The sequence below is a fragment of the Microbacterium sp. SSM24 genome (genome assembly GCF_025989145.1).
Classification (GTDB): Bacteria; Actinomycetota; Actinomycetes; order Actinomycetales; family Microbacteriaceae; genus Microbacterium.
Window position 1 is genome coordinate 551,247 of the sequence record NZ_JAPDNQ010000002.1, and the last position, 14,289, is coordinate 565,535.

A 14,289-nucleotide genomic window follows, 5' to 3' on the forward strand; every position below is an offset into this window, starting at 1 on the left:
ATCATGGCTGCTGCGCGGCGTCCTGGATGTCGCGCAGCAGCCATTCGCCGTCTTCGAGCGCGATGACGACGAGCTGAGCGGGCACTTTCTCTGCCGAATCGTCCACCCGCAGGACAGCCATACCGCCGAAGTCGTCGAGCAGCACGAGCTTCCGGCGTTCAGCGGGGGCCGCTGCCGGCTGCAGGCGGCCTGCGGAGCCGTCCATCGCGAGCTCGGCGATGCAGTCCCCGTCGTCACCGCATCGGTCGAGTCGCTCGAGCAGGGCTGACGTGCCTGCCTCGAGGTCCTCGTCTGTGCCCGAGCCGGCGCTCGGGTCCGAACCCGAACCCGAACCCGTGCCCGAGTCCGGGGCTGCGCCGACCGAGTCCGACTGCGATCCTGGGCCGGGGACGACCTCGGTCCCAGAAGCCGTCGACGCAACGGTGGGCTGGGCGACCGGCGTCGTCCCCGCGCTGCCCGCGCCCTCGGCCGTGGCCACGCTGCCCTCCCCTTCGGGCCACATCAAGCCGACGCACAGCACGGCTGCTGCGATGCCCGCTCCGACGAGCAGCGGGGCGCGGCGGCGCTCTCGCCGGGCACCTCGCGCCCGACGCCATACCGATGTGGTCGCGCGGGAGACGACGTCTGCCAGATCGGCATCGATATGACGGGCGAGGGACTCCCACAGAGCACGACGCGGCTCGCGCTCCTGCGAGCCGACCGGGTCGTTTCGCACTGCGGGCAGGATGCCCGAGCGAAGCGCACTGGTGGTGAGGTCGAGCGCGACCGGGTCTGCGATGGTGAACAGCTCCACTTCCGCACGATCCAGTTCGGCGGCAGACGGACGTGGCGCCGACACCGCGTCCGCCGCGCCCGCCCAGGCAGATGGATGCGGCACGGCGCGCGCGAGGGCGCCGAGCACGGCAAGGGTGTCGTCTCGAAAGAGTGAGGGGGCAGCATCCGTGGCGAACACCGGCCGCCCCGCGTCGGTGAGCCACCATTGCCCGGCGACCGCGTCACGCCCGAGGAGGTCGACGGACCCTCGCAGCAGACTCACCCCGATCGTGACGGCCTCCCCTCCGGTGAGCGGCGCCGCCGATGCCTGCCGGCGCATAATGAACCCTTCGAGCGTCTCGGGGCATACCGGAAGGATGATCTCGTGACCGCCGGGGATGCGCACGACATCGAGCGGGCCGAGCACGTGTCCCTCAGGCACGGCGTTCCATCCGCCCCATCCGGCACCGAGCACCTCGGCATCGACGAGCACGCCTCGCTCGCCCGACGGCAGGCTGGTGAGCATGCCCGCCCAGGGACCGTCACCGGGCGCCACGATCGGTCGGACGGCACGGTACGGCGACGTCAGCAGGTCTTCAAGGCGGGTCACAGGCCCACTGTCGTCGCTCCGGCCATCGGTCCGCCGGCGAGGGCGTCGATTGTGGGGAACGCCTTCGGCGAACGCCCTGGGGAGGAGCCGTTGGACGCACGCGCGGAAAGGTAGGCTGGAGGGCATGGCCGCCCGCAGTTCCGCACCCGAGAAGCGCCCCGGTTTCTTCTCGCAGATCCGCTCCCTCTACACCTTCACGCAGCAGGCGTTCCCCTGGCTGCCGTGGATGCTCGTCGGCATCGTGCTGCTGGGCATCGCCATCGGTGTCAGCATCGGGTTGTTCCTCCCGCCGGTCGCGATCTGGAGCATCATCCTCTGGGGAATCACCGGCCTCATGCTCGGCGTGCTCGGTGCGCTCATGCTCATGACGCGTCTCTCCACGAACGCGATGTACAAGAAGATCGAGGGGATGCCGGGCGCCGCCGGTCACGTGCTCTCGACCTCTCTCGGGCGCAAGTGGCAGGCCGCCGACATGCCGGTGGGCGTCAACCCGAAGACGCAGGAAGCCGTCTACCGCGCGGTCGGCCGCGGCGGCGTCGTGATCGTCGGCGAGGGAGCGCGCGGTCGCCTCACCCGCCTGGTCAACGACGAGCGCTCCAAGGTGCAGCGGGTCGCTTCCGGCGTGCCGGTCACCGTCTTCTACATCGGCCACGGTGAGGGCGAGGTGCCGATCTCGAAGCTCTCATCCTCGATCAAGGCGCTGCCGAACAAGATCGACCGCTCCACGATGGCCGCCGTCATCAAGCGCATCGAGTCGGTCTCGCAGTCGCTTTCCTCGATGCCGATCCCGAAGGGCATCGACCCGACGAAGGTCCGCGCTCCGCGCCCGCGCTGACGCGCTCAGTCGCTAACGCGCAAACGCGCTCAGGCGCGCAGGCGCGAAACCTGGCTCAGGCGCGCAGCAGGATCGTTCCCGCGGCCTTGTCGTGAAGACCGCGCTGATCGGCGTCCCAGATCACTGCGGGGATCACCACGATCAGCAGCAGCGTCCGGATGATCGGGCGCCACAGCCCCACCCAGGCGCCGTCGATGCGCACGACGCGCAGCCCGAAGATGCGGTGCCCGGGGCTCCCCTGCAGCGTCGGGATGAACACCAGCTGGATCGCCGCGAAGATCGCCAGGATCGCCAGCGGATCCCACCCGAAGAATCCGGAGATCAGATACGCGGCGCCGTAGTCGAGGAACAGCGCTCCGATCCGTCGTCCCACCCGTCCGATCGAGCCGGATCCCTCTTGAGGCAGTCCAAGGCGTTCGCCGGGGTAGAGATGGGCGCTGTCCGTCACTGTTCCAGCGTAACCAGGCGGCTGTAACATGCCCGAAACAAAGGTGTCACTGCCGGGCAATCCCTCCCGGGTACCGTGCCACACAAGCGCGTACGCGTGCGGCAGTTCCCGATGCCCTATCTCTGGAGCCTTCATGTTCAAAGATTCATCCGAGGTGCTCAAGTACATCAAGGACGAGGACGTCAAGTTCCTCGACATCCGATTTACGGATCTTCCTGGTGTGCAGCAGCACTTCAACATCCCGGCCTCGACCGTCGACGAAGAGTTCTTCACGGTCGGTCAGCTGTTCGACGGCTCCTCGATCCGAGGCTTTGCGAACATCCACGAGTCCGACATGCAGCTCATCCCCGACGTGTCGACGGCGTACCTCGACCAGTTCCGCGAGGCCAAGACGCTCGTGATGGTCTTCGACATCTACAACCCGCGCAACGGCGAGATCTACAGCAAGGATCCGCGTCAGGTCGCCAAGAAGGCCGAGAAGTACCTCGCCTCCACCGGCATCGCTGACACCGCGTTCTTCGCTCCCGAGGCCGAGTTCTACATCTTCGACGATGTGCGCTTCGAGGTGAAGCAGAACTCGAGCTTCTACAGCGTCGACTCCGAAGAGGGCGCCTGGAACTCGGGCCGCGAGGAAGAGGGCGGAAACCTCGCCAACAAGACCCCCTACAAGGGCGGCTACTTCCCGGTCAGCCCCGTCGACAAGACCGCCGATCTGCGCGACGACATCACGCTGAAGCTCATCGAGTCCGGTTTCATCCTCGAGCGTTCGCACCACGAGGTCGGCACCGGTGGCCAGCAGGAGATCAACTACCGCTTCGACACGATGGTGCACGCGGCTGACGACATCCTGAAGTTCAAGTACATCGTCAAGAACACCGCTGACCAGTGGGGCAAGACGGCGACGTTCATGCCGAAGCCCCTGTTCGGCGACAACGGCTCGGGCATGCACACCCACCAGTCGCTGTGGCTCGACGGCAAGCCCCTCTTCTACGACGAGAAGGGCTACGGCGGCCTGTCCGACACCGCCCGCTGGTACATCGGCGGTCTGCTGGCCCACGCGCCCGCCGTGCTCGCGTTCACCAACCCGACGATCAACTCGTACAAGCGCCTGGTCAAGGGCTACGAGGCTCCCGTCAACCTGGTCTACTCGGCCGGAAACCGCTCGGCTGCCATCCGCATCCCGATCACGGGCTCCAACCCCAAGGCCAAGCGCATCGAGTTCCGCGCGCCGGATGCCTCGGGCAACCCGTACCTCGCGTTCGCGGCGCAGCTCATGGCCGGCCTCGACGGCATCAAGAACCGCATCGAGCCGCACGAGCCCGTCGACAAGGACCTCTACGAGCTGCCGCCCGAGGAGGCCAAGAACATCCCGCAGGTGCCCAACTCGCTGCTGGACTCGCTCGACGCCCTCGCGGCCGACCACGAGTTCCTGCTGGCCGGCGGCGTGTTCACGCCCGAGCTGATCGAGACCTGGATCGAGTACAAGATCGAGAACGAGATCAAGCCGATCGCTGCTCGCCCGCACCCGTTCGAGTACGAGCTGTATTTCGGCGTCTGAGTCGTTCCAGCACCGCGAAGGGCCCCGGAAGACCGGGGCCCTTCGTCATGTGCCGGCGCGAAGCGGATGCCGCTCCGCAGTCAGTTCTCGCGGGCACGGGGGCTCCAGGGGCCCCCGGAAGTGACTGCGGAGTCCGCGATGAAGCGGCATCAGCGCATCGGCGGGACTCGTGGCGATCACGGAACACCGGCTCCTCCCCAGGGCGCGCTCTGACCCGGAATCCAAGCCGGGTGTGGATAAGTCGCTCGCGCCGGCGGCGGGCTGGTTAGCGTGGGGCGATGACCTCGCCGACGAAACTCATCGCCGTCGCGGGCTTCGGCCTTGCTGTGGCTCTCGCGGGCTGCGCACCCACCCCGACAGACATCGATCCGACACCGACGTTCTCAAGTGAGGCCGAGGCGTTCGCCGCCGCAGAAGCCACCTACCGCGAGTACATCAAGGCGCTGAACGCGGTCGATCTCAGCGATCCGGAGACGTTTGAGGATGTGTATGCGTGGACGACTGGTGATCTGAACGCCTCCGACCGAGAGTCGCTGACGCGCTACCACGCGGATGGTGCGGAGATTGGGGGTGAGTCCACCATCGACTCCGTGTCACCTGCTCCCAAGGCGAACATTGGACGCGTGCAGCTCGCCGTTTGTCTGAATGTGTCTGAGTTTGAGCTAATCGATGCAGCGGGCAAATCGCTAATCGATGAAGACAGGGCTGACATTCTGAGCTTGACGGTGAACCTGGCACGGTCCCAGTCGTCACCGACTGGGCTACTAGTTGATGCAATCGGCCCGAGGACGGAAGATCCGCAATGCGGTCGCTGATTGTCTCGGCGGTCATCGCGTTGGCGGTCCATGTGCCGCTCACATATGCCGATCAGTCGTGTGGCGATCTCGGAATGTCGGCCTCATCGTGCGCAGTAACCAACTCCGGATCCGGAATTGACATTGCTGCGGGCACGTCCGCCGGCGCATCCAACCCGGGCTCGAACGGCCCAACCACTCCATCACAGGACTCCCCCGGTCCCCCCTCGCAGCAAGACGCCGACGCCACGCCCACGCCTGAGGAATGCGGGCCACTGGGCTGTCGCCCCACCTACAGCGTCGTCATGATCCCCGACGTGACGCTGGCCGACCTGGCATCGTTCCGGCCAGCGACACCGCGTCTCACGGGGCAGCCAGCCGGGTTCGCGATCGCCGGGATGCCGGCGAATCTGGTGGCGGCGGCATCCGTCCAGTCGATTCCGGGCACCGTCCTCGACTGGGAGGTGACGGTGCGCTTCACACCGGTCTCGTTCGAGTTCGACCACGGCGACGGAACGAGCGCCGTCTACACGACGGGCGGCGCGACGTGGGAGCAGCTGGGCCAGCCGCAGCTCACACCCACGGCGACCAGCCACGTCTTCCGCGACCGGGGGACGTACTCTGTGGCGGTCACGGTGCGGTACGCGGCTTCCGTGAACTTCGGCACGGGCACGTGGCGGCCGGTACCGGGCTACGTCACGGCGACCAGCGGTGGCTACGCCGTGCGGGTGCTCGAAGCGCGCACGGCGCTCGTCGACAAGACCTGCATCGAGAATCCCGACGGGCCAGGATGCTGACGCGACACCCGTCTACCCGTAGAACAGTTTCTCGAACACGCGCCGGGCGCGGCGGGTCGCGCCGAGGTAGTCCTCCTCGACCTGCGTCGCCGAGCGCGGGGGGTACTCGAGCAGGCGTCCGATGCCGTCCAGCTTCTTGCGATCGACGGGGAGCACGTCGCTCGTCTGCCCGGACAGCAGGGTGTTGGCAGAGCGCAGCCGGCTCGCCAGCCGCCACGCCTCCGTCAAGCGCTCCGCCGAAACGCCGGGCACCAGACCGGCGTCGCGCGCCGCCGCCAAGGCTTCCAGCGTCGACGTCGTGCGCATACCCGGCACAGCATGAGCGTGTGTCAGCTGCAGCAGCTGCACGAGCCACTCCACGTCGCTCAGCGAACCCGGTCCCAGCTTCAGGTGCCGCGCCGGGTCAGCGCCTTGCGGCAGCCGCTCGCTCTCGACCCGGGCCTTGATGCGCTTGATCTCCCGAAGCCCCTGCAGGTCAGCCCTCTCGGGATAGCGCACCTGATCCGCCAGCGCGGTGAAGGCCTCGATCAGCTTGACGCTCCCCGCGAACCCCCGCGCACGAAGCAGAGCCTGCGCCTCCCACGACAACGACCACCGGCGGTAGTACTCGGCATACGCATCGAGAGAGCGCGCCATCGGGCCGTTGCGCCCCTCCGGCCGCAGCCCGGCATCCAGATCCAGCGGCACCCGATGATCCTCGGACTGCGCACGCAACGCCGCCACCAGCTTCAACGCGAGCTCATGCGCCCGCTGTGGATCCACACCGTTCGCGCGATACACGTACATCACGTCGGCATCCGACCCGAAACCCAGCTCACGGCCGCCGAACCGGCCCATCGCGATCACCGAGAAGTCGAGAGCGTCGTCCTCGGGCGGCACGACGCCCGGCCGCACAGCTCGCAGCGTCGCCTGGATCGTCACCTCGGTGATCGTGGTGAGCGCATCCGCGACCTCCTCGATCGAGATGGTCCCGATGATCGCCCCCATCGCGGTGCGCAGCAGCTCCCTCCGCCGCAGCGCCCGCACCGACCGCATCGACTCGTCCACAGAGCCGTGACGTGCCTGGATCGCCCGGGCCTCCTGTTGCAGGGCAACCCCGGAGCGAGGCCTCAGCAGCTCATCGTCGTCGAGCCACGCGGCGGACTCCGGGATCCACTCCATCAGCTCGCCGATGTACCGAGAACCCGACAGAACCCGGGTGAGGCTCTCGGCCGCCGCCGACGAATCGCGCAGCATCCGCAAGAACCACGGCGTGTCACCCAACCGCTCGCTCAACCGCCGGAATGCGACGAGCCCGTAGTCGGGGTCGACACCGTCCGCGAACCACCGGATCATCACCGGCATCAGGTGGCGCTGGATCGTCGCCTTCCGGCTCAACCCGCTCGTCAACGCCGCGATGTGCCGAAGCGCGCCCGCAGGATCGGCGAACCCGATCGCCGCCAGTCGATCGTGCGCCTGCGCGGTCGACAGCGCCCGCTCCTCCGCCGGCAGAGCCGCCACCGCCGACAGCAGCGGACGATAGAACAGACGCACGTGAATGTCGCGCACCTCGCGCTTGACCGACTCCCACAGCTCCCAGATCCCCGGCCCCGAATCGCTGAGTCCGCTCGCACGGGCCAGCACCCGCAGCTCCTCCGGGCGGGCCGGCATCAGATGCGTGCGTCGAAGATTGCGCAGCTGCACACGATGCTCCAGAAGGCGAAGCACCCGATAGTCGCGTGAGAATGCGGATGCCTCGGACCGGCCGATGTAGCCCTCGGCGACCAGCGCGTCCAACGCCTCGAGCGTGCCGCGCTGGCGGATTCGGTCGTCAGACAGACCGTGCACGAGCTGCAGCAGCTGAACCGTGAACTCGATGTCGCGGATCCCGCCCGGCCCCAGCTTGATCTGGAACGCGACATCCGTCGCCGGAATGTGCTCGGTGACCCGCTCCCGCATCCGCTGCACGCTGTCGACGAAGTTCTCGCGCGCGGCGCTCGTCCACACCTTCGGCTGCACCGCCGCGACGTAGGCCTCGCCGAGCTCCACGTCCCCGGCGATCGGACGCGCCTTGAGCAGCGCCTGGAACTCCCAGCTCTTCGCCCATCGGTCGTAGTACGCCAGATGCGAGTCCAGCGTGCGCACGAGCGCGCCCTGCTTGCCCTCGGGCCGCAGATTGGCGTCGACCTCCCACAGCGGCGGCTCGATCTCGATGCTCGAGATGCCGCGCATCGTCTGCACGGCGAGGCGGGTCGCGATATCGACCACACGGCTCTCGCCCAACTCCTCGATCGCGTCGTCGTCGGCACCCGCCACGAAGATCACGTCCACGTCGCTGACGTAGTTCAGCTCGCGCGCTCCGGTCTTGCCCATGCCGATGATGGCCAGCTTCGCCCGCGACACCTGATCGCGGGGGAACAGGCCCGCCCCGGCGGCGCCGCCCGACACCCTCGTGCGGGCGACGGCGAGGGATGCCTCGAGCGCCGCGCCCGCAGCATCCGCCAATCGTGCCGCCACCGAGGGCACATGGTCGACGGGCGAGGCGCTGAGCAGATCGAACGCCGCGATGCGGGCGAGCATGCGGCGGTACCGCACCCGGAGGGCGACCCAGGATGCCTCTCCGCCGTCCGCCGCGAAGCCGTCGACCGCACTCACTGCGTCGAGAAGGGTGTCTCGCAGCTCTCCCCCGGACGGCAGGGAATCGCCCGCTCCGATCAGCTGCGCGAGTTCGCCGGGATGCCGGAGGAAGAAGTCCGCGAACCCGGTCGACGCGCCGAGCAGCGCCCACAGCGCTCGCCAGCCCTTCCCGTCGGACTGCAGTGCACGAACCGCGTCGGGGTCGCGCCGCGCGATCCGTGCCAGTGCGCCGAGCGCCTCGTCGGGATCGGCCGCGACGGAGGCACCGGCCATCGCGGACTCGCGCGAGATGCCGACGGCTTCGACTTCGTCGAGGAGCGCGTCAGCGTCGGCGAGGCCGCTGAATCCCAGGCGCGCGAGATGCGTGAGAGAGCTGGACCGTTCGCTCGCAGACATGCGTCGCTGGGCGGCTCAGAGCATCTCGAGGTTGCTCTTGAGCTCGAACTGCGTGACCTGCGAGCGGTACTCCTGCCACTCGCGACGCTTGTTCAGCAGCACATAGTTGAAGACCTGCTCGCCCAGTGTCTCGGCGACGAGCTCGGACTCCTCCATGTACTCGAGAGCGTGGTCGAGGCTCGCAGGCAGCGGTGCGTAGCCGAGTGCACGGCGTTCCGCGTCGGTCAGCGACCACACGTTGTCCTCGGCCTCGGGAGGGAGCTCGTACTCCTCCTCGATGCCCTTGAGGCCGGCCGCGAGCATGAGCGCATACGAGAGATACGGGTTCGCAGCGGAGTCCAGAGCGCGGTACTCGACGCGCGACGACTGCCCCTTGCTCGGCTTGTAGAGCGGGACGCGTACGAGCGCCGAGCGGTTGTTGTGGCCCCAGCAGATGAAGCTCGGAGCCTCGTCACCGCCCCACAGGCGCTTGTACGAGTTCACGAACTGGTTCGTGACCGCCGAGATCTCGTTCGCGTGGCGCAGGAGTCCGGCGATGAACTGGCGACCGACGCGCGAGAGCTGATACTGCGCGCCCTCTTCGTAGAACGCGTTGACGTCACCCTCGAACAGCGACATGTGCGTGTGCATGCCGCTGCCCGGCTTGCCGCTCAGAGGCTTGGGCATGAACGTCGCGTAGACGCCCTGCTCGATCGCCACCTCTTTGATGACGGTGCGGAACGTCATGATGTTGTCGGCGGTGGCCAGCGCGTCGGCGTACCGCAGGTCGATCTCGTTCTGCCCGGGACCACCCTCGTGGTGGCTGAACTCGACCGAGATGCCGAGGTCTTCGAGCATCCGCACCGAGCGGCGACGGAAGTCGTGCGCCGTGCCGCCGGGCACGTTGTCGAAGTAGCCGGCCGAGTCGACGGGCTCAGGACCGTCCGCTCCGAAGGACGACGACTTGAGCAGGTAGAACTCGATCTCGGGGTGCGTGTAGAACGTGAAGCCGGCATCGGCCGCCTTGGCGAGCGTGCGCTTGAGGACATGACGGGGGTCGGCCACCGCGGGCTGGCCGTCGGGCGTCGTGATGTCGCAGAACATGCGCGCCGTGGGGTCGATCTCGCCGCGCCACGGCAGGATCTGGAACGTCGTGGGGTCGGGGTGGGCGAGCAGATCGGACTCGTACGAACGAGTCAGTCCCTCGATCGCCGAGCCGTCGAACCCGAGACCCTCGGTGAAGGCGCCCTCGACCTCTGCCGGCGCGATCGCAACCGACTTCAGCGTGCCGATGACGTCGGTGAACCACAACCGGACGAACTTGACGCCCCGCTCCTCGATCGTCCTCAGAACGAAGTCACGCTGCTTGTCCATCGCATCCTCTCCGGGCGCCCGAACGGGCCGTAGCCAGACTACTGGTCAGCGCCGGACGCATCCGACGGCGACGAGCCGCTTCAGGAGTCTTCGCGCGCCTCTTCCTCGGCCCACGCGCGGGAGCGCTCACGCATGATCTCAGGGGCCTTCGCGGCCTCCTCGGGCGTCTCGAACGGACCGGCGCGGTCGACGGACGGCGACTCGTAGCCCTTCTCGACCTCGCCTGTCTTGAGGTTGTACCAGTACTTCTCGCTGTCGCTCGTCACGGTCTGCTCCTCGGTCGATCCAGGCCCTCAGCGGCCCTGGCTCGATCCTAGTGACAGCCCGCGCGCACCCGCCCGTCGCGGCTGGATAGGCTGAGCGCATGGCATCTCAGGCGACGCGAGCCGTGGGCGTGGACATCGGCGGCACCGGAATCAAGGCAGGGCTGGTCGATCTCGTCAAGGGCGAGCTCCTCAGCGACCGGATCAAGGTCTCCACACCCGCCGGAGCAGAGCCCGAAGACGTGCTGAAGGCCGTCACCGAGGTGCTCGCCACGCTCGACGTCTCGCACGACGCCATCCCGCTCGGTGTCGCGTTCCCGGCGATCGTGAAGAGCGGGCGCACCCTGTCGGCCGCGAACGTGTCCGACAAGTGGATCGACTTCGAAGCCGAGAAGTTCTTCGAGGACGGGCTGGGCCGCGACATCCACTTCGCGAACGACGCCGACGTCGCCGGCGTCGCCGAAGTGCGCTACGGCGCCGCGAAGGACAAGCCCGGACTGACCATCCTGACGACCCTCGGCACCGGCATCGGCTCGGCGCTGCTCTACAACGGCGTCCTGGTACCCAACTCCGAACTCGGTCACGTGCAGCGCGCGAAGCACGGGAAGGATGCCGAAGCCTTCGCCGCGTACTCCGCGATGGAGCGCGAGGATCTGTCGTGGGAGCAGTGGGCGAAGCGGCTGCAGTGGTACTACAGCTACATCGAGTTCCTCTTCAGCCCCGACCTCTTCATCGTCGGCGGCGGGGTGTCCAAGCACGCCGACCAGTTCCTGCACCTGCTGGATCTGCGCACACCGATCGTCCCGGCCGTGCACCGCAACAACGCGGGCATCATCGGGGCTGCGGCGCTCGCGCTGGGCTGAGCGCCGCAGGAGAGGGCGAATGGGCCGGCCTGTACGCCGGGTTCTGTCCGGGGGCGTGAGCCCCGTGGACGGTCATCTCTCTCGGCGACACGTTGCCGTGCCGCTCCAGCGGCCTACCCGGGGACTCGGCGAGCCGCGTCGTCATCCCCTGTCTGGCCTTGCTCCGGGCGAGGTTTACCCTGCGGGCCGCGTCACCGCGGCCCCGGTGGTCTCTTACACCACCCTTTCACCCTTACCCCGGTCGGAACCGGGGCGGTCTGCTCTCTGTGGCACTGTCTCGCGGATCACTCCGGGTGGGTGTTACCCACCGCCCTGCCCTGTGGAGCCCGGACGTTCCTCGGCGCGGGAGACCCGCGACGCGACCGTCCAGCCGACCCATTCGCACGGTCGATTCTAGTCGGCGGGACACGGCGCGTCGCTCACGTCATCTCTCGTCAAGTCGGCCGTCGTCATGTAAGCTGGCGCCACTCGTATCTGGGGATGCGGGTGGTTCGTCTGGGAAAACGGACCGCAGGTTTCACTCGACGCGCCGTCGCGCGTCGCAAACAGCCACTGGGGAGGCTGAATCATGTTGCGTAAAACTCTTTCTGTGATCGCTGTCGCAGCGTTCATCGCGGTATCCACGCCAATGGCGGCATCCGCTGTCGAGGAAGACCCGTACACTCCGCACGAGCCGACTGCAGCGACGCTCGCAGGCTCGGTCGCGGTCGGTGAGTGCGTCGCCGACGTGCCGTACATCCACTACGACATCACGCTGACGGATCCCGACGAGCAGTCGACCGGAAACGTCGCATCGCTGGTGCTCTCCAGCGGTTCGAACATCGTCACGGTTCCGCTGGGAACCCTGGTCGACAACCACCTCTCCGGCACGGTCCTCTGGCCCGGCGCCTCGGTGGACGACGAGGGCAACCCGAGCGGATGGCCGGGCTGGGCATTCGTGGACGGCACCTGGGTCGAGACCTCGGGCAACTTCGCCTGGACCCGCGGCAGCATCTCCGCGGTCATCAAGGTGAACCCCGAGCTGTCGGTCCCGCTGTCGTACCCGGCAGCCACGCCGAACTGCGCGACCACGCCTCCGACGGCGCTCTCGCCGGAGTCGCCCGCATCCGTCGGCGACCCCGCACTCGCGGCCACCGGCGGTTCGCTGCCGTACATCGCTGCCGGTGTCGGCGTCGCGCTCGTCGGTCTCGGCGCCGCGGTCGTCGTCTACCGTCGCCGCTCCGCTCGCTCCTGAGGTGATGCGGGCGGTAACGCGCCCATCGAGAATCGTGCTCATCGTGGGCGCCGCCATTCTGGTGGCGGCGCTCGCGTGGGTCGCGTGGATCGGTGTGCGCGGGTGGCTGGCGAAGGAGGAGCTCGACAGTGCACGCGCGCTGACGAGCGACCTTCGCGACGCCGTGGAGTCGGGTGACCTGGATGCGGCGTCGGCGACGACGGAGCGGATGCTGGCACACGCCGAGGCAGCGTCGGGATTGACGTCCGACCCGCTCTGGCGAGGGGCCGAGGTCGTTCCTGTTGCCGGCGCCAATCTTGCCGCCGCCCGTGTGATCTCGGCAGAGCTGACCGAGGTCCTCTCCGGCGCGGCGCTTCCCATGATGGAGAGCGCCCGGCTGCTGGTGGATCAACTCCGACTGCCCGAAGGCGGCATCGACACCGCGCTGCTCGCGAGCCAGCAGCCCGCGTTCGATGACGCGCGCGCGACACTGGCGGCATCCGCCGACGAACTCGGCCAGATCGACCCCGACACGCTGGCGCCACCGGTGGGTGATGCGGTCCGGCAGCTCGACGATGCCGTGTCCGACCTGCTGCCGATCGTGGGGGCGCTCGACGACACCGCCGCCGTGCTGCCCACTTCGCTCGGATCCGCCGGACCGCGCACGATCCTCGTGATGCTCCAGAACAACGCCGAGCTGCGCACCGCCGGCGGCATCACCGGTTCGTTCGTCGAGCTCCGCGCGGACGCGGGCAAGCTCACGCTGGTCTCCCAGGCCGACTCGTCCGAGTTCGAGCGGACGGCCTCGCCCATCATCCCGATCCCCGCCGCGACGCTGGCGCTCTACGGCGACCAGGTGGGCCGGTTCGTGCAGAACGCGACGATGCCCGCCGACTTCGACCTCTCCTCTCGGCTCGTCTCCCAGTGGTGGCAGGCCCGCACGGGAAGCGCGCCCGACACGGTGCTCTCGGTGGACCCGCTGGTGCTCCGATCGCTGCTCAGCGTGACCGGGCCCATCGCGACCGAGCAGGGCACGATCACTGCGGACGACCTCGTCGATCAGCTCCTCGTCGAGCCGTACATGTCACTCGACGCGGCCGCTCAGACCGCGAAGTTCCGCACGACGGCGGCCGCGGTCTTCACTCAGGTCGCCGACTTCGACATCGATCCGGTCGCTTTCGCCACGGCGCTGGCCGCGCCGATCGCGGAGGGCCGGATCTCCGTGTGGAGCGTGCACCCCGACGAGCAGGAGATCCTCGCGCAGACGTCGCTCGCAGGCCCCGCGGCGCGCCAGCGGGCAGCCGGCCCGGACGCCTTCGCCGTGTACTTCAACGATGCGACCGGCGGCAAGATGGACAGCCTCCTCGACGTGGCGATCGCCGCCGGGAGCGCCAGCTGCCGCGCCGACGACCGACAGGACGTCGTCGTATCGGTGACCCTCACCAACACCGTCGAACCGAACGCGGTGGCGACGCTTCCCACGGCGATGACCGGAGGCGGGCACTTCGGTGCGCGCGTCGGGAACATCGCGACGAACGTCTCGGTCTCGGCGCCGGAGGGCTCGTTCTTCGGCGGCGTGAGCGTCGCCGGGGAGCCGCTGCTCTCGGTGGACGTCGAAGAGGAAGGCCTGTCGGTGAGCTCGGCGCGGGTGGAGCTCGCACCCGGCGAGACCCGGACTGTCGAGTTCCGCTTCATCGCCGCACGCACGGAGCCGGTCGAACCGACGTTGCTGCACACGCCGCTCATCGGCGACGTCGCGGTGTCGGTGGGCAAGGTCGAGTGCGGCTGAG

12 protein-coding genes and 1 other RNA gene are annotated in these 14,289 nt (G+C 68.3%); 7 read left to right on the forward strand and 6 right to left on the reverse strand.

The annotated features are described in order from the left end of the window. Position 1: 1 nt before the first annotated feature. Positions 2-1,363 carry a hypothetical protein gene (locus OL358_RS14565; RefSeq protein WP_264710783.1) on the reverse strand — a complete coding sequence of 454 codons (1,362 nt, stop codon included), beginning with the start codon at positions 1,361-1,363 and terminating at the stop codon, positions 2-4. A gap of 124 nt (positions 1,364-1,487) precedes the next feature. Between OL358_RS14565 and OL358_RS14570 the strand changes: the two genes are divergently transcribed. Continuing rightward, entirely contained in the window at positions 1,488-2,198 is a 711-nt protein-coding gene (locus tag OL358_RS14570) for a DUF4191 domain-containing protein (RefSeq protein ID WP_264710784.1), read from the forward strand. Positions 2,199-2,253: 55 nt separating this feature from the next. On the opposite strand, the gene OL358_RS14575 is transcribed toward OL358_RS14570, so the two are convergent. Then, on the reverse strand, positions 2,254-2,676 hold the full coding sequence (locus OL358_RS14575) for an RDD family protein (protein WP_413631684.1): 423 nt from the start codon (positions 2,674-2,676) through the stop codon (positions 2,254-2,256). A 103-nt stretch (positions 2,677-2,779) separates the two neighbouring features. Between OL358_RS14575 and glnA the strand changes: the two genes are divergently transcribed. The 3 genes from glnA to OL358_RS14590 all read left to right on the forward strand — a co-directional run bounded on the left by glnA (position 2,780) and on the right by OL358_RS14590 (position 5,795). After that, the gene (gene glnA, locus OL358_RS14580) at positions 2,780-4,204 is read left to right on the forward strand and encodes a type I glutamate--ammonia ligase (protein WP_264710786.1); all 1,425 of its coding nucleotides are present in this window, start codon (positions 2,780-2,782) and stop codon (positions 4,202-4,204) included. Positions 4,205-4,482: 278 nt separating this feature from the next. Next, a complete protein-coding gene (locus OL358_RS14585) occupies positions 4,483-5,019 on the forward strand; it encodes a hypothetical protein (RefSeq protein WP_264710787.1) in 537 nt (178 codons plus the stop codon). A gap of 284 nt (positions 5,020-5,303) precedes the next feature. After that, the gene (locus OL358_RS14590) at positions 5,304-5,795 is read left to right on the forward strand and encodes a hypothetical protein (RefSeq protein ID WP_264710788.1); all 492 of its coding nucleotides are present in this window, start codon (positions 5,304-5,306) and stop codon (positions 5,793-5,795) included. Between the two features lie 12 nt (positions 5,796-5,807). Here OL358_RS14590 and OL358_RS14595 read toward each other — a convergent pair whose 3' ends face one another. From OL358_RS14595 to OL358_RS14605, 3 genes are all read right to left on the reverse strand, one after another. Then, the gene (locus tag OL358_RS14595; protein WP_264710789.1) at positions 5,808-8,807 is read right to left on the reverse strand and encodes a bifunctional [glutamine synthetase] adenylyltransferase/[glutamine synthetase]-adenylyl-L-tyrosine phosphorylase; all 3,000 of its coding nucleotides are present in this window, start codon (positions 8,805-8,807) and stop codon (positions 5,808-5,810) included. 15 nt (positions 8,808-8,822) lie between these two features. Continuing rightward, positions 8,823-10,160 carry a glutamine synthetase family protein gene (locus tag OL358_RS14600; RefSeq protein WP_264710790.1) on the reverse strand — a complete coding sequence of 446 codons (1,338 nt, stop codon included), beginning with the start codon at positions 10,158-10,160 and terminating at the stop codon, positions 8,823-8,825. A gap of 80 nt (positions 10,161-10,240) precedes the next feature. After that, positions 10,241-10,426 (reverse strand): SPOR domain-containing protein, encoded by a 186-nt coding sequence (locus tag OL358_RS14605; RefSeq protein WP_264710791.1) that lies wholly within the window; start codon positions 10,424-10,426, stop codon positions 10,241-10,243. A gap of 98 nt (positions 10,427-10,524) precedes the next feature. Here OL358_RS14605 and ppgK point away from each other — a divergent pair, with 98 nt between their 5' ends. Continuing rightward, positions 10,525-11,286 (forward strand): polyphosphate--glucose phosphotransferase, encoded by a 762-nt coding sequence (gene ppgK, locus OL358_RS14610; RefSeq protein WP_264710792.1) that lies wholly within the window; start codon positions 10,525-10,527, stop codon positions 11,284-11,286. 16 nt (positions 11,287-11,302) lie between these two features. Here the strand turns inward: ppgK and rnpB are convergent. Then, positions 11,303-11,664: RNase P RNA component class A (rnpB, locus tag OL358_RS14615), an RNA gene on the reverse strand. A gap of 211 nt (positions 11,665-11,875) precedes the next feature. Here rnpB and OL358_RS14620 point away from each other — a divergent pair. Continuing rightward, complete coding sequence (locus OL358_RS14620; RefSeq protein ID WP_264710793.1) at positions 11,876-12,520, forward strand: LPXTG cell wall anchor domain-containing protein; 645 nt, start codon at positions 11,876-11,878, stop codon at positions 12,518-12,520. A gap of 34 nt (positions 12,521-12,554) precedes the next feature. Next, complete coding sequence (locus tag OL358_RS14625) at positions 12,555-14,288, forward strand: DUF4012 domain-containing protein (RefSeq protein WP_264710794.1); 1,734 nt, start codon at positions 12,555-12,557, stop codon at positions 14,286-14,288. Position 14,289: the final 1 nt, after the last annotated feature.

What these genes read in the sequence shown, in the direction of transcription:
- OL358_RS14590 (WP_264710788.1), top strand. Translation starts at nt 5,304, where the DNA reads ATGATCCCCGACGTGACGCTGGCCGACCTGGCATCGTTCCGGCCAGCG.
- OL358_RS14585 (WP_264710787.1), top strand. Translation starts at nt 4,483, where the DNA reads ATGACCTCGCCGACGAAACTCATCGCCGTCGCGGGCTTCGGCCTTGCT.
- ppgK (WP_264710792.1), top strand. Translation starts at nt 10,525, where the DNA reads ATGGCATCTCAGGCGACGCGAGCCGTGGGCGTGGACATCGGCGGCACC.
- OL358_RS14595 (WP_264710789.1), bottom strand. Translation starts at nt 8,807, where the DNA reads ATGTCTGCGAGCGAACGGTCCAGCTCTCTCACGCATCTCGCGCGCCTG.
- OL358_RS14600 (WP_264710790.1), bottom strand. Translation starts at nt 10,160, where the DNA reads ATGGACAAGCAGCGTGACTTCGTTCTGAGGACGATCGAGGAGCGGGGC.
- OL358_RS14570 (WP_264710784.1), top strand. Translation starts at nt 1,488, where the DNA reads ATGGCCGCCCGCAGTTCCGCACCCGAGAAGCGCCCCGGTTTCTTCTCG.
- OL358_RS14575 (WP_413631684.1), bottom strand. Translation starts at nt 2,676, where the DNA reads ATGTTACAGCCGCCTGGTTACGCTGGAACAGTGACGGACAGCGCCCAT.
- glnA (WP_264710786.1), top strand. Translation starts at nt 2,780, where the DNA reads ATGTTCAAAGATTCATCCGAGGTGCTCAAGTACATCAAGGACGAGGAC.